Source organism: Streptomyces sp. SudanB52_2052, assembly GCF_964272415.1.
GTDB lineage: Bacteria > Actinomycetota > Actinomycetes > Streptomycetales > Streptomycetaceae > Streptomyces > Streptomyces olindensis.
In genome coordinates this window covers 8,404,309-8,424,902 of record NZ_OZ186796.1, presented here as the reverse complement: position 1 = coordinate 8,424,902, position 20,594 = coordinate 8,404,309, and the positions used below count along the sequence as shown (strand labels likewise).

General features: G+C 68.5%; 14 protein-coding genes. 7 read left to right on the top strand and 7 right to left on the bottom strand.

Annotated elements, in window-relative coordinates; translation table 11 throughout:
* Positions 1-39: 39 nt before the first annotated feature.
* Genes ACSUPV_RS37825 through ACSUPV_RS37805 form a run of 5 tightly spaced genes read right to left on the bottom strand, consistent with a single transcriptional unit; the run spans position 40 to position 5,516 of the window.
* On the bottom strand, positions 40-888 hold the full coding sequence (locus ACSUPV_RS37825) for an SMP-30/gluconolactonase/LRE family protein (RefSeq protein WP_436949534.1): 849 nt from the start codon (positions 886-888) through the stop codon (positions 40-42).
* Positions 885-1,925: an ABC transporter permease gene (locus tag ACSUPV_RS37820; protein WP_436949533.1), complete on the bottom strand. Its 1,041-nt coding sequence runs from the start codon at positions 1,923-1,925 to the stop codon at positions 885-887. Before ACSUPV_RS37820 ends, ACSUPV_RS37825 begins: the two co-directional genes overlap by 4 nt.
* Positions 1,925-2,905, bottom strand: a complete 981-nt coding sequence (locus ACSUPV_RS37815; protein ID WP_436949532.1) for an ABC transporter permease — start codon at positions 2,903-2,905, stop codon at positions 1,925-1,927. The genes ACSUPV_RS37820 and ACSUPV_RS37815 overlap by 1 nt, the downstream gene beginning before the upstream one ends.
* Positions 2,902-4,395 (bottom strand): sugar ABC transporter ATP-binding protein, encoded by a 1,494-nt coding sequence (locus ACSUPV_RS37810; protein ID WP_436949531.1) that lies wholly within the window; start codon positions 4,393-4,395, stop codon positions 2,902-2,904. Before ACSUPV_RS37810 ends, ACSUPV_RS37815 begins: the two co-directional genes overlap by 4 nt.
* Positions 4,396-4,433: 38 nt before the next feature.
* A complete protein-coding gene (locus ACSUPV_RS37805; protein ID WP_359785215.1) occupies positions 4,434-5,516 on the bottom strand; it encodes a sugar ABC transporter substrate-binding protein in 1,083 nt (360 codons plus the stop codon).
* Between the two features lie 159 nt (positions 5,517-5,675).
* On the opposite strand from ACSUPV_RS37805, the gene ACSUPV_RS37800 reads away from it, so the two are divergent.
* Positions 5,676-7,469 carry a helix-turn-helix domain-containing protein gene (locus ACSUPV_RS37800; protein WP_359785218.1) on the top strand — a complete coding sequence of 598 codons (1,794 nt, stop codon included), beginning with the start codon at positions 5,676-5,678 and terminating at the stop codon, positions 7,467-7,469.
* 75 nt (positions 7,470-7,544) lie between these two features.
* Here the strand turns inward: ACSUPV_RS37800 and ACSUPV_RS37795 are convergent, their stop codons facing one another.
* Complete coding sequence (locus ACSUPV_RS37795) at positions 7,545-8,153, bottom strand: FAD-dependent oxidoreductase (RefSeq protein WP_436949530.1); 609 nt, start codon at positions 8,151-8,153, stop codon at positions 7,545-7,547.
* A gap of 500 nt (positions 8,154-8,653) precedes the next feature.
* Between ACSUPV_RS37795 and ACSUPV_RS37790 the strand changes: the two genes are divergently transcribed.
* From ACSUPV_RS37790 to ACSUPV_RS37775, 4 genes are read left to right on the top strand one after another with little or no spacing between them, the layout of a single operon-like run.
* The gene (locus ACSUPV_RS37790; RefSeq protein ID WP_436949529.1) at positions 8,654-9,487 is read left to right on the top strand and encodes an alpha/beta fold hydrolase; all 834 of its coding nucleotides are present in this window, start codon (positions 8,654-8,656) and stop codon (positions 9,485-9,487) included.
* A 19-nt stretch (positions 9,488-9,506) separates the two neighbouring features.
* A complete protein-coding gene (locus tag ACSUPV_RS37785) occupies positions 9,507-10,412 on the top strand; it encodes an alpha/beta fold hydrolase (RefSeq protein ID WP_436949528.1) in 906 nt (301 codons plus the stop codon).
* Positions 10,409-12,001 (top strand): FAD-dependent oxidoreductase, encoded by a 1,593-nt coding sequence (locus ACSUPV_RS37780; RefSeq protein WP_436949527.1) that lies wholly within the window; start codon positions 10,409-10,411, stop codon positions 11,999-12,001. Before ACSUPV_RS37785 ends, ACSUPV_RS37780 begins: the two co-directional genes overlap by 4 nt.
* A complete protein-coding gene (locus ACSUPV_RS37775; RefSeq protein ID WP_436949526.1) occupies positions 11,998-13,323 on the top strand; it encodes an amidohydrolase family protein in 1,326 nt (441 codons plus the stop codon). The genes ACSUPV_RS37780 and ACSUPV_RS37775 overlap by 4 nt, the downstream gene beginning before the upstream one ends.
* A 268-nt stretch (positions 13,324-13,591) precedes the next feature.
* On the opposite strand, the gene ACSUPV_RS37770 is transcribed toward ACSUPV_RS37775, so the two are convergent.
* A complete protein-coding gene (locus ACSUPV_RS37770) occupies positions 13,592-15,319 on the bottom strand; it encodes a glycoside hydrolase family 6 protein (protein WP_436949525.1) in 1,728 nt (575 codons plus the stop codon).
* Between the two features lie 809 nt (positions 15,320-16,128).
* On the opposite strand from ACSUPV_RS37770, the gene ACSUPV_RS37765 reads away from it, so the two are divergent.
* Positions 16,129-18,996, top strand: coding sequence for a glycoside hydrolase family 48 protein (locus ACSUPV_RS37765; protein ID WP_436949524.1), 2,868 nt, complete (start codon positions 16,129-16,131; stop codon positions 18,994-18,996).
* A gap of 374 nt (positions 18,997-19,370) precedes the next feature.
* Entirely contained in the window at positions 19,371-20,519 is a 1,149-nt protein-coding gene (locus tag ACSUPV_RS37760; protein WP_436949523.1) for a GH12 family glycosyl hydrolase domain-containing protein, read from the top strand.
* Positions 20,520-20,594: the final 75 nt, after the last annotated feature.

Sequence of the window (20,594 nt, the reverse complement as noted above, 5' to 3'; positions counted from 1 at the left end):
GATGGATGGACATCTGGACGGTGATCAGGGATACGAGGGCTACTGCCGGCCGGGGACGTCGACGCGGACGGTCTCGATCCGGCCCTGCCGCTCCTCGGTGTCCGCGGGCTGCCAGCTGTTGGAGGTGAGCAGATAGAGGCTGCGCCCGTCGTGGCCACCGAGTACGCAGTCAGCCGCACAACGGCCTGGCACGTCGACGACATCGGTGACCTCGCCGCCGGCCAGGACGCGGAGGAAGCGGCCGTTCACGATGCACGAGACCCACACGCCGCCCTCGACATCGACGCACAGGCCGTCGGGCGTGGAGCCCGCGGGCAGCGGTGCCCACAGACGTTTCCCGCTCAGATTGCCGTCTTCGTCGATGTCGAAGGCGGTCAGGCGTGCTGCCCAGGTCTCGGCCACCACGAGGGTCCTGGTGCCGGGGAGGATCACTGAGCCGTTGGGGAAGACCATGTCGGATTCCGCCACGCGCGCCTCCCCCGTGGGTGGGATCGCGAAGATGGGGCCGGTTGTCTGCGGCGCACCGGCGTACAGGTCGTAGCCGAAACCTCCGAGGTAGGCGGTGCCGGACTCGTCGACGACCATGTCGTTGATGGGTGCGTCCGTCATGGCGGACAGATCGGCGTACACACGCTGACTGCCGTTCAGGTCGTCCTTGAGCACGACCCGGCGCAGCATCGAGCTGATCAGCAGTGCTCCGTCGGCCAGCCAGCCGAGGCCGGAGGGCTGGTCGTCGATGCGGGTGACGACTTCCGGTGGCTGGTCGCCGTCCGGGTCGGCACGGAAGATCTCTCCGGTGTGCATGTCGGAGAACCAGAGCCGGCCGTCATGCCAGCGGCCTCCTTCGGGGAAGCGGAAGCCCGTATAGAGCCGGGTGAGTGTGGTCATGATGCGACCTTTCTCGACTCGGTCGCCCTGGCGAGGTCCGCTGGGTGGCGTGAAAGCAGCCTGACGGAGGATCGGGTCCAGGCCCGGCGTAGACCCGGCGCTTCGACGGCGACGATGAGGAGCAGCAATGCGGCGTAGAAGAGCTGCGCCAGGTAGTCCGGCAGGCCGGCCGCGGTGACGATCTGGGCGAGCAGGGACACCGTCAGTGCCCCGGCCAGGAGGCCGGCGACGCTGCCGCGTCCGCCGGCCAGTGAGACACCGCCGAGCAGCGCGCCGACAACGGCAAGGATCAGCGGTTGTGTTCCAGGATCGGGGTTGGCCGCGCCCAGGCTGAAGTTGAGCAGGGCGCCGGAGGCCGCGGCAAGCACACCCGAGGTGGCGAACAGTCCGATGAGCAGGCGGTCGGCGCGTACCCCGGAGACCCGGCTGGCGCGGCGGTCCGATCCGATGGCGCGGATTTCCCGTCCCCAGCGTGAGCAGCCGAGGATCAGGCCGACGACCGCGAAGGCAGCGAGCACGAGCAGGCTTCGGGGCGAAAGGATCACGGCGATCTGCCTGTCGACCCACAGGGTCACCGAGATGTTGTCGTAGGTCTTGCTCAGCCCGCCGGAGATCGCCTTGGTCAGGCCCAGGAGTGCGATGTAGGTCCCCAGGGTGACCGGCATCGAGGGGATGTTGAACCGGGCGACGACAGTGCCTTGGACAGCGCCGATCACCGCGCCGGCCGTGAGGGCGACAGCTATGCCGGTGACCCAGTGGGCGCCGCCGTACTGCACCGCGAGCATGCCACCCAGGGCGTAGGTACCGACGATCGAGAGGTCGAACTCTCCGGCGAACATCGTGAGCCCCAGGCCCAGCACCAGTGGGGCGAGGCGGGCGAAGAACTGCAGTGCGTTGAAGGTGTCGAAGGCCACCAGCGGCTCGCCCGAGTAGAGGGGCAGTGCCAGGTAGGCCAGCAGGGCGATGCCCAGTGCGCTGGTCGGCAGCAGGCGCTGAGGTCTGCTCAGGAAGGCCCGGACGAAACGGGTTTGGGACATCATCGGGCTCCTTTGCGGGACCGGAGGTGGACCACGACCACGATGGCGAGCACGATCAGTCCCTTGACCAGGACCTGTGCCCCGGTGCTGTAGCCGCGCAGCAGGAGGAGGTCGGAGAGGGCGGCGATCAGCACGGCTCCGCACAGTGTGCGAGCTGCTGAGCCGCTTCCTCCGGCGATCGGGGTCCCACCGACGAGGACAGCGGCGATCGCGTCGAACGTCAGGGTGCCTCCGAGGTTGATGTTCGCGGTGGTGTTGAAAGCGCCGCTGAAGGAGGCCGCTACCGCGAACAGGGCGCCGGCCAGAAGCCAGGCGATGGTGATGGTGCGTCCGACGGCAAGGCCGGCCGCAGTGGCCGCGCGCCGGTTCTCACCCGTGAGATAGAGGGTCCTGCCGAAGCCTGACCGGCGGAGCAGGAGCTCGAGCAGGATGGTGAAGGCCACGAGTACGTAGACACTCAGCGCGATGCCGCCCGGCGTCGCATTGAGGTGGATGTAACCGGCGCCCTGAGGAGCGACCGAGGTTCCTCCGGTGACCCAGGTCGCCACGCCGACCAGAGCGAAGCCGGCAGCGATGCTCAGGACGATGGGGTTGGCCTCGCCGTATCCGACTGCCAGGCCTTGCAGCGCGGTGATCGCCGCGCCGGCGGCGAGCGTGGCCAGCAGTGCGGCAACCAGACCCCACGACTGGGTCGCGAGGAACACCATGGCGCACACCGAGGCGGTCTCGGAGATCGCGAGGGAGACCGACGTCCCGGCGATCACGATGAGGGTCAGCCCGAGAGCGGCGATGCCGACGAGGCTGGCGGAGGTGAGGACCGCGCGTAGGTTGTCGAAGGTGTAGAAGCGGTCCGTCGCCGCGCCGAGTACCAGCAGGGCGACGAGAGCGAGGGCGGCGACCGCATCGCTCCAGGCGACCGCGCGCCGGGTGCCACCGCCGGCCGTGGCCGCGGTGTCCAGGGGTGTCTGCACAGTGTTCACCGGGCGCCTCCCGCCTCGTGCACGGCGGTACCGTGAGTCATCTCGAAGAGCAGCGCGTCCCCGGAGGTCACACTGTCGTGCCGGGCGACGACCTCGCCCTTGTGGAACGTGACGACGACGTCGGCGAGCTCGACGAGCTCGTCGAGCTCGGTGGACGCGAACAGGACCGTCATCCCATCGGCCGCGGCTTGGCGGACGAGCCGGTGGATGGCCGCCCGCCCGCCCACGTCCACGCCGCGGGTGGGTTCGTCCAGGAGCAGCACCTTCACGTCCGGGCGTCCCAGCGCCCGTGCGACGAAGACCTTCTGCTGGTTGCCACCGCTGAGGTCACCGACCGCGACCCCCAGGCGCTCCCGCAGTCCGCAGGACGCCGCAAGGCGGCGCTCGCATGTCCGCCACGCACGGCTACGGACCACGCCGGCTCGGGTGAAGGCCGGGATCCTCGTGGCCATGAGGTTCGTGCCGACCGGGCGTCGCAGGAACAGGCCCTCGGACTTGCGGTCGTTGGAGGCGAACGCGATGCCGCCACTCGATGCGGCAACGGGATCGCCGACGGTCAGATACCGTCCTTTGACGCTGACGCGCCCGCGCATCGCCGGCTCAAGACCGGCTATGCCGCGCAACACCTCGGAAGCCCCTGAGCCCACTTGGCCTGCCAGGGCGTAGACAGTCCCGGCATGAGCGTCGAGGGACAGACTCTCGAACCGTCCGGGCACGGAGATCGCGTGGAGCTGCAGAGCCACCTCGCCGACGTTCGCCGGCCGCTTGAGACTGCTCTCCGGCGTCTCGCCGAGGATGTGCCTGATCAGGCTCTGGACGGTGAGCTCCGCTGTGTCGGCCACGGTCACGACGCGGCCGTCGCGCATGACCGTCACCCGGTCGCACAGCTGGAGCACCTCGCCGAGCCGGTGGGAGACGAAGAGCACGGAGCAGCCGGTGGCGGCTACGCGGCGTACGGCGGCATAGACCCGCTCACTCTCGACATCGCTCAGCGTCGCGGTCGGCTCGTCGAGGATGACCACGCGGGCACGCTGGCCCATGGCCCTGGCGATTTCGACCAGTTGTCGCTCGCCGAGCCCCAGCGAACCGAGTGGCTGGTCGGGGTGCACGTGCGCGAGCCCCATCTCGTCGAGCATGTCGCGAGCGCGAGCTCGCTCCTGCCGGGGCCGGTGAACCCACCCGGCGCTGCGATCGCCGAGAAAGAGGTTCTCGGCCACTGTCAGGGCCGGAACGACGCTGAGCTCCTGGTCAACCAGCGCAATGCCCGCCAGCTGGGCGCTGCCCCGGTTGCGCAGCGCGACGACCTCGCCTGCGATGCTGATGGTGCCGGCGTCAGGGCTCTCCTGTCCCGAGAGCATCTTGACGACCGTGCTCTTGCCTGCGCCGTTGTGCCCGCACAGGGCGTGGACCTCACCTGCCCGAAGCATGAGGTCGGCGCCGTGCACGGCCACCGTGTCGCCGTAGGTCTTGCGCAGGCCGGTGAGGCTCACCAGGGGAGGGCCGGCCGGGGAGTGGTAAGGCCGGGTGCTCATGCGTGGCTGCACTGTGCGGCGTACTGGTCGACGTTGGCTGCGGTGATCCGCTCCTCCTTGACGGTCTGCTTCCGCGGAGGGTTCTGGCCGCTGAGGTACTCCAGGACGTAGGCCGCCGTCTGGTTCGCGATCGTGCCGGGGTCCTCGGTCGCCGTGCCGTAGAGGGTGCCCTGCTTGATCGCGTCGATGCCGGCCTTGAAGCAGTTGCTGCTGGTGACGATCAGGCCGTTCTTCCCACCGACCTTGCAGCCCGCCTGCTGGGCCGAGGCGATGATCGGGAGTGCCATGTAGTCCGCCATGCCGTAGGCAGCCTGGATCTTGTCGCAGCTGTGCTTCGCCAGCAGCTGGGTCGCGATCTGGCCCGAGAGCTTGGGGTCCCAGTTGCCGTCCTGGGTCTCGATCACCTTGTAGCCGGGAGCGGTCGCCATCTCGGCGTTGAAGCCCTTCATACGGTCCTGGGTCACCAGCGAGGAAGCGGTGCCGGTGATGACGACCACGTTGCCGGACTCGCGCCCTTGTGCCTTGAGGCCCTCGATGATGTTCTCGGCAGCGGCCTTGCCGAGTGCGACGTTGTCGCTCACGACCTGAAGCACGTCACCGTCGACCTTCGGATCGGGGCGGCCGTCGAAGACCAGCACCGGCACACCGGCCTGCTTCGCCTTGGCGATCGGAACCGCCATCGACTTCGTGTCGAGCAGTGCGGTCACGATGAGGTCGGGCTTGTCCGCGATCGCCTGGTTGAAGTTCTGGACCGCTGTACCCGCGTCCATGGTGGTCAGGTCCTTGAGCTTGACGTCGGCGGCCTTGAGTCTCTTCTCGAAGACGCTGTTGAAGTACGCACCCCACTGGTTGGTGTTGCCGTAGCCGATGAAGTGGACGGTCTTCCCCGCGGCGCTGCCGCCGTTCCCCGTGGTGCTGCCCGACGATCCGGCGGCTGTCGGCGATGAGCCGGCGCAACCGGCGGCCAGTGTCGCCATGGCAACCAGAGATCCGGCCAGAGCGATCTTGTTCGTCCGCCGGCGGCCGGTCTTTCCGAGGGTGGTCTTTCCGCCTGTGGCCAGGCGCGTTGCACGCTTCACTGTGTCTCCTGGTGGGCACCTCGATGTGTTCAGCCGTGTGTCACATTAGGTACAGTTCCTTCGGTAGAAGAGGTATGAAAAATCCACTCCTATGCGCCACGCGGTGCATGTTTCCCACACCACTCGGTGACGGTGGTGTGACGGGAGGATGTGAGGGAGATGACGTCGACGGCGTCGCCCTTTCCCGCCGACGAGAGCTCGCAGGCCTATCACCTCCGGCGCAAGCGTGAGCTCTCGTCGCTCTATGCGACTGCCAGGTCGCTCACTGCGCTGGGGGAGCTCGATGACGTGCTGCGGTCGATCGTGCGCCACGCTCACGGACTCATCGGCACGGATTTCACGTACCTGTCCCTGCTCGGCCCTGACAACGCACTGTCGGTGCGCGCCTCGGAAGGCACCATCTCCGCTGACTTCCTTGCCGCCGGCATTCCTCCGGGCACCGGACTCGGCGGGCAGGTGATCGAGCGGCGCAAGCCGATCTGGGTCAGCAACTACCTCGTCGCCGACGAACTCAATCACGTCCACGAATTCGACGAACTCGTCGCACGAGAAGGCCTGGTCGCGCTGCTCGGGGTGCCCTTGCTCGTCCGCGGCCGGGCGGTCGGTGCCCTGTTCGCCGCCGACCGCTCGGAGAGGTCGTTCAGCTCGGAGGAGATTGCGCTCTTCAGCGCATTCGCAGATCACGCCGCGATCGCACTCGACAATGCTCGTCTGTACGACGAAAGCCGCACCGCCCTCGAGAAACTGCAGGCGGCCTACCGCGTCATCGAAGAGCACGTTGCCACAATCGAACGCTCGCAAGCCGTTCACGAGGCGCTCACCGATGTCGTCCTCACCGGCGGCGGACCGAAGGACGTCGCACGCCACCTGGCCGATCAGATGGGTGGATCGGTGATCTTTCTCGGTCGCGACAACGCGCTGTTGGCGAGCGCGGGCGTCGACCAGACGCTCCATGACAGCGACAGTCCGGCGTGGCCCGGCATCGAGCAAGCCCTTGAGGGCGCGCGTCGCACGGGACGCTGCATGACCCGGCAGGACGCATCCGCCACCACGCACAGTGTCGCCGTCGTCCAGGCCGGAGACAGCTACCTCGGGGCCCTCGTGTGGAGTCAGCCTGCCAGCCCGAGCCCGGCTGACCTGCGCATGCTCGAGAGAGCCACACACATCGTCGCTCTGATGATCCTCAAGGAGAACGCGGTCGCCGACGCGGCCGAGCGGCTCAGCGGTGAGCTGATGACAGAGCTGCTGGTCAACAGCCCCCATGTCAGCGCAGCGCAGCGGGCACGTACCCGCGCCCGCGGCATCGATGTCGACGCGCTCAATCTCCTCGTGGTCGCCGACTCCACGACGGTGGCCACTGTTGAGCTGTCACGCCAGCTCCACGCATACGCGCAGAACCACGCGGGCCTGGCCGGTGAATACCTCGGCCGGGCCACGATGCTCCTGCATGCCGAGAACGCCGATGAGGCTGTCGCCGACGGACACCGTGCCATACGCCGGCAGCTCGACCGCGACGTCAATCTCATAGGCGAACACGTTCAGGACCGCGACTGGGCCCGCGCATTCGCGACGGCGAGCCGGTGCCTCGACCTCGCACTCGCTCTGGGCAAGACCGACCACGGCGCGACGACAAGTGACTATGCGCTCTACTCGCTCCTCTTCGCCCCCGACCGCATCAACGAACTGGACCGCTTCATCTCAGCCACGCTAGGTCCCCTCCTCACCTACGACGCTCAGCGCTCAACCGACCTCGTCACCACTGCTGTGACCTACTTCGCGAACCGTGGAAGCCTGGCTCAGACCGCACGGGCCCTCCGAGTCCATCTCAACACGCTGCTCAAGCGGCTGGACCGCATCGACTCCGTACTCGGCGACGGTTGGCGGGGGCCTGAGGCCCTTGACGTCCAACTCGCGCTCCGTATGCACCAACTGCGCGTCTCAGTGGGCGTTTAGATTCAACGCCGTGTCTCTGTTGGTGATGTTGTCCGCAGTGCGGATACAGCGCGGGCGGCCGCCCCTCGCGACCTGTCACGGGGCGGAGGCGAGCTGACGGAGTTTGCGGACCGGCATCGTGTGGTTCACGGTCGCTGCCGCGCCGCCCGACCAGCGCAGAAGCATCGAGCTGCCGTCGGCATCGACCTGATCCGGTTCACCGAGTCCGGCCGGTTCGCCGGCGACCTTCACGTCGACGCCGAACTGGTTGGTCCAGAAGTACGAGGGAAGCGCCGCCCCGGCCACGTCCTCCCCCAGCAGGGCGGCCGCCGCCACCCGCGCCTGTTCCACCGCGTTGGTCCAGTGCGGACGGCGGCAAGCCCCTCGGACCACCGCCGCATCCCCGGCCGCGACGATGCCGTCCGCGACGCGGCCGCGGGAGTCGGTGACCACACCGCCGTCGAGCGTCGGGCCGGAACCGGTGAGCCAGTCGACAGCGGGTACGTCCCCGACCGCCGACACGATCCCGTCGGCTGTGAGAACGTCACCGTCGGCGTCGACGCCCTCCAGCGTGTGGGATCCGACCAGCCGGACGCCGCCGGGCACCGTCCTGAGCACCACTCCGTACGCACACGCGGCAGCCGCGATCACCTCGGCGAGCACCGGCCCGAGCACCCGGTGCAGGGGCGGCTCCCGGTCGACCACCGTGACCCGCAGGCCGAGGGTGCGGCCTGCGGCGAGGTCAGCGGTGACGTAATCGAGGTCGCGTCAACGATCAGACACCCTCACCACCCAGCCTGCCGAAACCCCGATGGGGCTGACCCGCATGGTGCGACCCCGAGCTACTGCCGGGCCCTGGTGAACGACGACTTGTTCGTGCCCGACTGGTCCAGCTCGCCAAGGGCCCGGCCCGGGTTCTCTGCGCCATCGCCATAGGAACCCGAAGACGGCATCGACCGCCCGGCGCAGCCGGGCGACAGCTGCCGCCCGGCTGCGGCCTCAAGCCGCCGAACACGCTGGTTGACCGCCGGCCGAGGCAGCCCGAGGCCACCCCCGGATCAAACTCCCATGCGACTCCGGCCGCGCGCCCGGGGCGAGGCGCGCGCTACCGCAGCACGTGCTCGACACCTCAGGCCGCCAGGCCGTGACTTCCGGGGGGGGCCTGCACTTGACACGCCCGCCTTATCGGTAACAGTGTATCCATTATGAGCACCTGGTCTGAGCCGCAGCCCGATTCCCGGTTCGTCGCGGTGGGTGGATCGCGGATCCACTACAAACGCGCCGGGCACGGCCCGGCACTCGTTCTGCTGCACGGCAGCGCTTCGTCGCTTCAGCACTTCGACCGTGCGGCGGCCCTGCTGTCGGAGTCGTTCGACGTCATCCGCCCCGACCTGCCGGGGTTCGGCCTGACCGGCCCTCGCAAGGACCGCGACTACCGCATCCCGACCTACACGGCGACGGTGGCGGCCTTCCTGGAGGCGCTGGAGGTGCCTCGCTATGCGGTGGCCGGCAACTCGCTGGGCGGCAACATCGCCTGGAACCTCGCCCTGGACCATCCGGAGCGGCTGACCGGCCTGGTGCTGGTCAACGCCACGGGGTACCCGGAGAAGGAGATCCCGGCGGGCATGCGCCTGACCCGCAACCCGCTGCTACGGCCCGTGTTGCGGCGCGTGATGCCGCGCGGCGCCATCGAGCGCAACCTGCGTTCGAGCGTCGGCCCGCACTCGACGATCGTGGACGACGCCATGGTGGACCGTGCCCACCAGCTCATGAACCGGCCCGGGAACCGCTCGGCCTTCGTCGACTTCTGCAACACCGACCAGCCCGACCGCAGCGCGCGGATCCCCCGCATCACGACGCCCACGCTCGTCCTGCGCAGCGCGAGCATCGACGGCCAGCACTTCAGCCGCGACATCCCCGGAGCCAGGGAGATGGTGCACCCCCATGGCGGTCACCTGCTGCCCGAAGAGGAACCGCAGTGGGTCGCGGACGCGATCGCGAAGTTCCTCCTCTCCTCCACCGACACCCCCACGCACTGAGGTCAAGGAGACCCGATTCATGAAGTACTTCGTCGCCTCCGGCGAGGACCGACGGCTCACCACCGAATCGCGGCAAGCCCTGCGCGGCAGTTTCATCGAACTCTCCGACGGCCTCACGCACTACGAACTGAAAGGCCCCGAGGACGGGGAGCTGGTCGTGATGGCGGGCGGCCTGACCATCCCGCTCTTCTACTGGGACGGCCTGGTCACCGAGCTGCACGCCCGCGGGCTGCGCACCCTGACCTGCAGCGCGTACGGCCGCGGCTACTCGGACCGGGTGCGGGCGCGATACGACGAGACCCTCCTCGCGCGGCAACTGGCCGAACTGGCCGAACGCCTGGGTCTGACGACGAAGCCACTGCACATCGTCGGCACCTCCATGGGAGCCCTCGTCGCCATGACCTACGCCGCCCAGCACCCAGCACGGGTGTCCACCCTCACGATCGTCGGGCCCGCCGGTCTCGCAGAACCGCGACCGACTGACCCCCACCGGCTACTGCGCAACGATCTGTTGGCCGGTGTCGTGGCCCGGATGCGCGGCCGCCAGATACTCCAGGGACACCTCGGGCACAACGTCCGCGACCCCGAACTCGGGGCGAAACTGACGGACATGGTCCTCGAAGCCTTCCGCTTCGAGGGGTCACTGTATGCGGTCTTCGACACACTGCAGCACCTGCCGCTCTCCGGCCGTGACGACCTCTTCCGGCAGACGGGCGCACTGGGCATTCCCACACTGCTCCTGTGGGGCGACGAGGACAACGTCACGCCCCTGACCCACCTCTCCGCGGCTCGTGCCCTCCTGAAGCCCCAGGAGCATCACGTGATTCCACAATGCGGTCACATGGCCCCGTTCGAACGTCCGCGCCACGTCGCCGATCAGATCGTCCCGTTCGTGGCCGCACGCGCCGAAAGGCTCGACTCATGAACGACCCGCAGGTCATCGACGTACTGGTCGTCGGTGCGGGGCCTTCGGGATCTGCCCTGGCGATCGACCTCGTACGCCGGGGACTCGACGTACGGATCGTCGACAGGTCTCCCCATGCCTTCGACGGCTCCCGCGCCAAGGGCGTCCAGCCCCGCAGCCTCGAAGTCCTCGAAGACCTCGGTGCCCTGCCCGACGTGCTGGCAGGCGGCAGCACGTACCCCAAGCTCGGGATCCATGCCGGCCCCCTGGCCGTGCCGTGGAAGATGTTCACCCACAGGGAGGCGACTCCGGACGTTCCCTACCCGAACACCTGGCTGATCCCGCAGTTCCGCACGGACCGCGCACTGCACGCCCGGCTCAGCGAGCTCGGCCATGAGATCGAGTTCGGCAGGGAACTGACCGAGCTGACGCAGGACGAGGACACGGCGGTCGCGAAGGTGGCGGGCCCGGACGGCACGGAGGAGATCGTCGCCCGGTACGTCGTGGGCGCCGACGGTGGTTCCAGTGTGGTGCGCAAGCAGCTCGGCATCGGTTTCGTCGGCACCACGGACGAGAGCGACCGGATGCTCATCGTCGACGCCTCGGTGACCGGTCTGGCCCGCAACCGGTGGCACATGTGGCCCGGCCGGGGCGGCAGGTTCATCGGCGCCTGCCCGCTCCCCCACAGCGACATGTTCCAGTGGATGATCCGTCTCACGCCGGACGAGGAACCGCCTGCCAAGAAGGACGACATCGTCCAGCGGATCCACCAGCACACCCGCAACCGGGGCATCCGGTTGCACGACATCCACTGGACGTCGGTGTTCCGGCCCAACATCCGCCTGGCGGAGAATTACGGCCGAGGGCGGGTCTTCCTCGCCGGTGACGCCGCGCATGTCCACACCCCGGCCGGCGCCCAGGGCCTGAACACCGGCATGCAGGACGGCTACAACCTCGGCTGGAAGCTCGGCCAGGTCCTCGCCGGGGCGGACCCGGCGCTGCTGGACACCTACGAGGCCGAGCGGCAGCCGATCGCCGCCGGGGTCCTGGGTCTGTCCACGGACAAGTGGGGCGGCATCGCCAAGCTCGACCCGTCGAGCATGAAGCGGGGCAAGGACGAGCAGCAGCTCACCCTGACCTACTACGGTGGCCCGCTCGCCCCCGCCGACGGCATGCGCACCGGGACACTGCGCGTGGGTGACCGCGCCCCGGACGCCCGACTGCTCGGTGCCGACGGCGCCGAGACCCGGCTGTTCGAGGTCCTCCGCGGGCCGGACTTCACCGCCCTCGCCTACGGCCCCGGTGCCGCCCGAACCCTCGAACAGCTTGCCTGGCCGACCGCGGGCGCCCAGCTGAAACGGCTCACCGTCGGCCCGCCCGCCACCCACGGCCTCACCTTCTCCGACCCCGGGAACACACTGCGGCGTGCCTACGGCCTGACCGGCGACACGCTGCTGCTGATCCGTCCCGACGGCTACATCGGGCACATCGCCACCCGGGACTTCCTCAGCACCACACAAACCGCCGTCCGGGCGATGACCCCGCAGGCAAGGAGCCGCACCATGCCCCAGCAGAGCCACCCCTCCTCCGGTTCGGGGGCCACCGCATGAGCCGCACACTGCTGCGCGGAGCGCGAGTCATCACGATGACGCCGGGCCGGCCGGACGCCGAGCACCTCGACATCCTCGTCGACGGCGACCGCATCGCCGCCGTGGACGAGAACATCGAGGCGCCCGACGCCGAAGTCGTCGACTTCTCCGGCCGCATCCTCATCCCCGGCCTGGTCAACGCCCACCTGCACACCTGGCAGACCGCGCTGCGCTCCGTGGGCGCCGACTGGACGCTGATGGAGTACCTGACCCACCTCCACGGCGAGTGCGTCGGGCACTACACCCCGGCCGACATGCACATCAGCAACCTCGCCGGCGCACTGAACCAGCTCAACTGCGGAACGACGACCCTCGGCGACTGGTGCCACAACGCCCTCTCGCCCGAACATGCCGACGCCGCCGTCGAGGGCTTGGCCCACGCCGGGATCCGCGCCGTCTTCCTGCACGGCACGGCCTACCGGTCGCCGGACACTCCCCACCCCCTCACCGAGATCGACCGGCTGCTCGACGGCTCCGTCCGCGACCGCGCCCTCCTCACCCTGGGCATGGCACTGCAGGGGCCGCAGTACTCCTCGCCCGACACCGCGGTGGCCGATTTCCGAGCCGGCGCGGAACGCGGCCTCGTCGTCTCGATGCACCAAAGCGGCGGAGAACCCTCCCCCGGCTGGGAAGCCGTGCGCGCCGCCGGGCTGTTCAGCCCCCTGACCAACATCGTGCACGGGGTCGACCTGCCCGACGACTGGATCAAGACGCTCGTCGAAGCAGGCGTCACCTTCACCAGCACCCCGGAGAACGAACTGGGCCAAGGACACGGCACACCCATCACCGGGTCCCTGCTGCGCCTGGACGCGGCGCCTTCCCTGGGTACCGACATCGACACCGCCGTACCCGGCAAGCTCCTCACGGCCGCCCGCATCGCCCTGGCCCACCAGCGCAGCCTGGACCACGCCCAGCACCGACAGACGACCGGCATGCACGCCAACACTGCTTCGGTCAGCGCCAAGCAGGCACTGGCCTGGGCCACGGTGGAAGGAGCGAAGGCCCTGGGCCTCGCCGACCGGGTGGGCCGGATCGAGGTGGGCATGCAGGCCGACCTGGTCGCCGTCGACGCCCGGGCCCTCAACCTGTGGCCGGCACACGACCCGGTCGCCACGGCCCTGCACGCCGACATCGCCAACATCGAAGCCGTGATGGTCGCCGGCACCTGGCGCAAACGAGATCACGCCCTGCTCGTGTCGCGACTCGACGAGGTCAAGGACCAGCTCCGCGAGTCCGGAGAGCGGCTGTTGCGCAGCATCGGGCCCACAGGCAACCAGGGCTGATACCCGCAGCAGCCTTCGAGCAGGAACCGCGCGCCGACGGGCACAGCACCACGACGCCCACGGCGCGCACGTCCCGTGACGAGGGAGGCATCGAGAACCTGAGCATGCCCGAGGTACGGCTTCTTGCCGTTCAGCACGAACGTTGCTGACTGGACCGGTTCGGGAAAACCTCGAAGAAGCCGCGCTGCCGGTACAGAACGCGATCCGCCGAGGCCTGCCTCTCAGGGAGGGCCGACCGACCCCGGCGGACGATCACCGCGTCAAGGGGTTACGGAAGCGGCGGGTAGGCGTTCTGCATCAGCTGCCGGAACTGGGCGGAGAACCAGTGCCCGGCCACCGGCGCGTTCGGCAGTGACCCCGTGGGGTTGTTGCCGTTGCGGGGGTTGCCGCCGTAGGTCGGGTCGCACATGCGGTCGAAGCCCTTGCCCTCGTCGTTGGGGATGGCGGCGCTGGAGCCGTCGGACTCCCCCGGCGGCTTCACCCACACGTAGGCGTCGATCCCGGCGGCCGGTGCCGCGGTGGGTCGTTCGCCGAGGCCGGCTCCACTCTGGTTGCACCAGTTGCCGGCATGGATGCGCCGGTCGATACGGCTGCCGTTGACGTAGTCGTCCACGGAGGTCATCGGTCCCGGGCCGGCGGGCCGGGCGGTGCCGCCCCAGCCGTTGCGGGAGGTGTCGATGAGCATGCCGATGCCGGAGTCGAAGCCGGCCGCGACGAGCTTGTCCCGCATCGCCTGGGCGAACGACTGCTCGTCCGCGTACTGGTTCCAGTCCAGCCACTTCGACTGACGCACGGTCTGCCCGTTGACCGTGTCGGTGATCTTCAGGTACGGCTCCTTGGTCGGACTGTAGTTGGCGGTGTTGACGATGAACCCGGCCACGTCGTTCACGCTCGCGCCGTTGGTGGTGGCGACCTTGTGGAACTGCTGCACAGCGGGGCCGAGGTTGGTGTCCCAGCCGAGCCAGCCGTGGTGTGCGGCGTCGATGTAGTTGTAGACGTTCGGGATGGCGCCGAGCTTGTCCAGGGCGTAGGAGACGCCCTTCTCGTAGTTGCCGTTGTTCTTCATGGTCACGCAGGCGTCGGTGGTGGTGTTGGTGCCGCCGGCGTTGGTGACCAGGTTGGGCAGGGAGTCGGGTTCGATGATGGTGGCGATCCTGAGGGACGCGTACTTCGAGTCGGAGAGGATCGAGGCGATGGGGTCGATGTACTGGGTCCTGTACTTGTCGATCTCGTCGGGCTTGAGCTCGCCGTTGGAGGCGAGGGCGGCGCAGTCACGGCCCGGGAGGTCGTAGATGACCACCTGGATGACGAGCTCGCCGGAGCCCTTCTGCTTCAGGGCCTCATCGAGGTGGGCGCGCAGGCCCATGCCGCCGTTGACGCCGTTGATCGCGGCGATCCGGTCGAGCCAGACGGCCGTGGGCTGGTTGGAGATGCGGCTGCCGCCCGGCTCGGCGGCGGCCTTGGCCGACCACTCGGGGTTCACATAGGCCTTGGCCCCGACGTAGGGGTTGGCGACACGACTGCCGTTGCCACCGCCGCCCCCGCCGTTGTCGCCTCCGCCGCCCGAGCCGCCTCCGTCGTCGACGTTGCAGGTCACACCGTCGAGGGTGAACGTGGCCGGAACGGCGTTGGTGCCGCTGTAGGTGCCCTGGAAGCCGAAGCTGACCGAGCCGCCGGTGGCGAGCGTGCCGTTGTAGGCCTCGTTGGTGGCGGTGACGGCGGTCCCGCTCTGACTGAGCTTCGCGTTCCAGCCGCTGGTGATCTTCTGGTTTCCGGCGTACGACCACTTCACCGACCAACCCGACTTGGCAGCCGCGCTGTTGGTGATGGTGACAGCGGCGGTGAAACCGGTGTCCCACTGGTTCTGCACCTTGTAGTCCACGGTGCAGGGTACGGAGGCGGTGGCGGCACCGGCCGGTGCCGTGAGAAGCGCAGCCCCTGAGCTTCCGGTGAGCAGCGCGAGGGCGGCGAGCAGTGAGGTCCTGGTGCGACTCATGAGTGTGGGTTCCTTCTCCTTCGAGATGCTTCTACTGATCGCGGCCACGCAGGCGTCCGCCGGCTTTCGTCGGTGCGGGTGCTGAAGCCGTGGACGCACTGGGAGTGACCGGATTGCCCGCCGGGTCGGTGGGCTCGTGCGCCAGTCGATGACCGAGGTCGCCGGAGCATGCCGGTCCACTCGCAAGGATCACGTCAGCTGCTCTTGTGGAGCGCACCGTGCGCACCGGCGACAGGCCGAATCGACGGTCCTTCACACGGTGTTCCGGTCCCGGGTGGGTTTCTGACTGTCGGTGAGGGCCGGACGGCGTGTCCGATGGTGCGACGCCGCGGACTTCTCGGTGCTTCTCGCTGATCCGTGGAAGCCGGTGTCCCGCTGGTCGCCGACGGTGTGCTCCCTCGGCCGGGGACGCAGCGCTCCCTGGGCCAAGACCATCGGGACGACCGCGGTGGCGACGAGCGCGTCGGCGCCCGCAGCGGCTGAAAGTAACGAAGGTGGGGGGTGTCGCATGAGCGACTCCTTGCAGTTGAGCGCGCCGTGACCGGCGCGTCGCCTGGTTGGAACCGCTCCCACTGGTGCGAAGGAAGGTAGCGCCGAGTGGCGCGGTTGCCCAGAGGTGCCGCTGAACTTTCTTTGAACTAAACCGCTTTGAGCCTTCGACTCTTCAAGCGTCTTGACCGCCACCACCCGCGTCCCCATGATGGGAGCGCTCCCACTGGCCAAGACTTGTCCTTCCCCGAGCCGCAAGCCGCTAGGAGGAACCAGTTCATGGACGCAAACGCAGAGCCGTTCGGCGGGTATGGACCGCCGTGGCGACCGCTTTAGCCCTGCCCCTGTCGTTGCTGGCCACGGGTTCGGCTCCCGCCCAGGCAGCGGCGCTTCAGTGCAGCGTCGACTACAAGACGAACGACTGGGGTTCCGGCTTCACCGCGGACCTGACGATCACCAACCGCGGTACGGACGTCATCGACGGCTGGACCCTGACGTACAGCTACTCGGGCAACCAGAAGCTGAGCAACGGCTGGAACGGCACCTGGTCGCAGTCCGGCCAGAACATCACCGTGAAGGACGCCGGCTACAACGGGCGGATCGCCGCCGGCGCCGCCGTCAGCACCGGTGCGCAGTTCAGCTACAGCGGCTCCAACGCCGCCCCCACGAACTTCGCGGTCAACGGCACCAGCTGCACCGGCGCCCACCAGCCTCCCATCACCGTGCTGACCAGTCCGACAGCCGGCGCCGTCTACTCGCAGGGCAACGCCGTCCCGCTCGCGGCCACCGCCGCGGCCGCTGACAACGCCACCATCAGCAAGGTGGAGTTCTACGACGACACCACGCTGCTGGGCACGGACACGTCGGCGCCGTACTCGCTCTCGGTCTCAAGTTTGACCGTGGGCAGTCATTCGCTCGTCGCGAAGGCCTACGACAGCATGGGCGCGTCGGCATCGTCCACGCCCGTCGGCATCACCGTCGCTTCCGGGCCCACAGTGGTCGCCACGCCCACCCAACTGGGGATCCAGCAGGGCAAGACGGGCACGTACGAGGTGAAGCTGTCGAAGCAGCCGAGCACGAACGTGACGGTTGCGACCGCTCGCGCCGGCGGTAACTCGGGCCTCTCGGTGACGGGTGGCGCCTCACTGACCTTCACGCCGACGAACTGGAACACCGCCCAGAAGGTGACCATCACCGCCGACAGCTCCGGTACGGGCGCGGCGACCTTCGAATCGACGGCCCCCGGCCACGCGAAGGCCTCGGTCACCGTGACACAGCTGGGAGCGACGAAGGACTACGACGCCCGCTTCCTGGAGCTGTACGGGAAGATCACCAACCCGGCGAACGGCTACTTCTCCCCCGAGGGCATCCCGTACCACTCGGTCGAGACGCTGATCGTCGAGGCGCCGGACCACGGCCATGAGACCACGTCGGAGGCCTACAGCTACCTCCTGTGGCTGCAGGCGATGTACGGCAAGGTCACCGGTGACTGGTCGAAGTTCAACGGCGCCTGGGAGATCATGGAGAAGTACATGATCCCCACCAAGGCCGACCAGCCGACCAACTCCTTCTACAACCCCTCCAAGCCGGCGACGTACGCACCCGAGCTGGACACCCCGAACGAGTACCCGGCCAAACTCGACCCGTCCGTCGCGGCCGGTCGGGATCCGATCGCGGGCGAGCTGAAGTCGGCGTACGGCACGGACGACGTCTACGGCATGCACTGGCTGCAGGACGTCGACAACGTCTACGGATTCGGAAACTCGCCGGGCAAGTGCGAGGCGGGTCCGTCGGACACCGGTCCGTCGTACATCAACACCTTCCAGCGCGGCGCGCAGGAGTCGGTGTGGGAGACGGTGCCGCAGCCGACCTGCGATGCCTTCAAGTACGGCGGCAAGAACGGCTACCTGGACCTGTTCACGGGTGACGCCTCCTACGCCAAGCAGTGGAAGTTCACCAACGCCCCGGACGCCGACGCACGTGCCGTGCAGGCCGCTTACTGGGCCGACATCTGGGCCAAGCAGCAGGGCAAGGGGTCGGACATCTCCGCGACCGTGGCGAAGGCCGCGAAGATGGGCGACTACCTGCGCTACGCGATGTTCGACAAGTACTTCAAGAAGGTCGGCAACTGCGTCGGCCCGTCGACCTGCCCGGCGGGCACTGGCAAGGACTCCTCGATGTACCTGCTCTCTTGGTACTACGCCTGGGGCGGTGCCACCGACACCTCGGCGGGCTGGTCCTGGCGCATCGGCTCCAGCCACGCCCACGGCGGCTACCAGAACCCCCTCGCAGCCCACGCACTCGCCAACTACGCGCCACTGAAGCCCAAGTCGGCGACGGGGCAGGCGGACTGGGCCAAGTCGATGGACCGGCAGCTGGAGTTCTACCGCTGGCTGCAGTCGAACGAGGGCGCCATCGCCGGTGGTGCGACCAACAGCTGGGCGGGCCGGTACGCCACCCCGCCGGCCGGCAAGTCGACCTTCTACGGCATGTACTACGACGAGAAGCCCGTCTACCACGACCCGCCGTCCAACCAGTGGTTCGGCTTCCAGGCGTGGTCCATGGAGCGCGTCGCCGAGCTGTACCAGCAGACGGGGAACGCGACCGCCAAGGCCGTCCTGGACAAGTGGGTCGACTGGGCGCTGTCCAAGACCACCTTCAACCCCGACGGCACCTTCCGGATCCCCTCGACGCTCCAGTGGTCGGGGCAGCCCGACACCTGGAACCCGTCGAGTCCGAGCGCGAACAACGGCCTGCACGTCACGGTCACCGACTACACCAACGACGTCGGTGTGGCGGCCGCGTACGCCAAGACCCTGACGTACTACGCCGACCGCTCCGGTGACACCGAGGCCGCGTCCGCGGCGAAGAAACTGCTGGACGGCATGTGGGACAACCACCAGACCGATCTCGGCATCGCCGTCCCGGAGACCCGCGCCGACTACAACCGCTTCGACGACCCGGTCTACGTCCCGAGCGGCTGGACGGGCACGATGCCGAACGGTGACGCGATCAACTCGTCGTCGACGTTCGACTCGATCCGCTCCTTCTACGAGGACGACCCCGCCTGGTCGAAGATCGAGAGCTATCTCGCCGGCGGAGCGGCGCCGTCCTTCACGTACCACCGGTTCTGGGCCCAGGCGGACATCGCACTGGCCATGGGCTCGTACGCGGAACTCCTCGAATAGCCCCCCGCTGAGGCTCCGCGTGCGCGACCCCGTCACCAGGAGACGGGGTCACCCGCCGGGCGGCCCCCACCCATACGGGGGCCGCCCGGTGACCACCCATTTCTTCGCCTTCGCAACAGCAGACAGCATCGGACGGCAGCGGCATGGATGAGACCCGGCCAGAACGACGCGTCGCAGCGCGAGGCCGAGCGCCGGAAGGCCATCGAGTTGCCCTCCGCCCGAACGACCTGCAGTTCCGGGACCGCTTGAGAGGCCCACACCCATCGTCTTGTCAGGTACATGATCCGCCCCTTACGGTCCCCTTCCAAGAAAGAATTGGGAGCGCTCCCATTCGTGGGTGCTCTTCTCCCCCACATCCATTGCGGAGGAGCCGCATGCAACCATCACGTCAGCAAGCCCACAGGGTGCGCGCCCTGTCCGGTGCGCTGCTCACCTCACTCGTCGCGCTGGCAGCGCTTCTCACCGGCGCTTCGACGTCGCACGCCGACACGACGATCTGCGAGCCATTCGGCTCCACGACCATCCAGGGCCGTTACGTCGTGCAGAACAACCGCTGGGGGACCAGCCAGCCCCAGTGCATCACCGTCACGGACTCGGGCTTCAGGGTTGCCCAGGCCGACGGTTCGGTCCCGACGAACGGCGCCCCGAAGTCCTACCCGTCCGTGTACAACGGCTGCCACTACACCAACTGCTCCCCCGGCACGAAGCTCCCGGCGCGGCTGAGCTCCATCACCGACGCTCCCACGAGCATCTCCTACGGCTACGTGGGCGGCGACGTCGCGTACAACGCCTCGTACGACATCTGGCTGGACCCGACGCCCCGCACCGACGGCGTGAACCGGACCGAGATCATGATCTGGTTCAACAAGGTGGGCCCGATCCAGCCCATCGGCTCCCAGGTCGGCACGGCGAGCGTGGGCGGACGCAGCTGGCAGGTGTGGTCGGGCAGCAACGGCTCCAACGACGTGCTGTCCTTCGTCGCCCCGTCGGCGATCGACAGCTGGAGCTTCGACGCGATGGACTTCGTCCGGCAGGCCGTCTCCCGCGGACTCGCGCAGAACGACTGGTACCTGACGAGCGTCCAGGCAGGCTTCGAGCCGTGGCGGAACGGCGCGGGACTGGCGGTGAACTCGTTCTCCTCAACCGTCAACCTCGGTGGCGGCACCCCTGGCACCCCCGGCGGCCCCGGCACTCCCAGCGGACCAGCGGCCTGCAAGGTGGCCTACAGCACCAACGTGTGGCAGGGCGGCTACACCGCCGATGTCACCTTGACCAACACGGGTTCCTCGCCGGTCAACGGCTGGAATCTCGCGTTCACGCTGCCCGCGGGGCAGACGATCACGAGCGCGTGGAACGCCGGAATCTCTCCGTCGTCAGGAGCGGTCACGGCCGGCAACCTGGCACACAACGCGTCTCTTGCGCCCGGCGGCCAGGTCTCCTTCGGCTTCCAGGCCTCCTACAGCGGCAGCTTCGCCAAGCCGGCCGCCTTCAGCCTGAACGGCACTTCCTGCACCACCGCGTGACGTATTCAGGACGCATCCGCCCACCCGGAACCCGCCCACCAGGCCCTTGTGCCGGAGGGGCGGGTCCCGCCTTTC

What these genes read in the sequence shown, in the direction of transcription:
- ACSUPV_RS37825 (WP_436949534.1), bottom strand. Translation starts at nt 888, where the DNA reads ATGACCACACTCACCCGGCTCTATACGGGCTTCCGCTTCCCCGAAGGA.
- ACSUPV_RS37820 (WP_436949533.1), bottom strand. Translation starts at nt 1,925, where the DNA reads ATGTCCCAAACCCGTTTCGTCCGGGCCTTCCTGAGCAGACCTCAGCGC.
- ACSUPV_RS37800 (WP_359785218.1), top strand. Translation starts at nt 5,676, where the DNA reads ATGACGTCGACGGCGTCGCCCTTTCCCGCCGACGAGAGCTCGCAGGCC.
- ACSUPV_RS37790 (WP_436949529.1), top strand. Translation starts at nt 8,654, where the DNA reads ATGAGCACCTGGTCTGAGCCGCAGCCCGATTCCCGGTTCGTCGCGGTG.
- ACSUPV_RS37785 (WP_436949528.1), top strand. Translation starts at nt 9,507, where the DNA reads ATGAAGTACTTCGTCGCCTCCGGCGAGGACCGACGGCTCACCACCGAA.
- ACSUPV_RS37780 (WP_436949527.1), top strand. Translation starts at nt 10,409, where the DNA reads ATGAACGACCCGCAGGTCATCGACGTACTGGTCGTCGGTGCGGGGCCT.
- ACSUPV_RS37775 (WP_436949526.1), top strand. Translation starts at nt 11,998, where the DNA reads ATGAGCCGCACACTGCTGCGCGGAGCGCGAGTCATCACGATGACGCCG.
- ACSUPV_RS37770 (WP_436949525.1), bottom strand. Translation starts at nt 15,319, where the DNA reads ATGAGTCGCACCAGGACCTCACTGCTCGCCGCCCTCGCGCTGCTCACC.
- ACSUPV_RS37760 (WP_436949523.1), top strand. Translation starts at nt 19,371, where the DNA reads ATGCAACCATCACGTCAGCAAGCCCACAGGGTGCGCGCCCTGTCCGGT.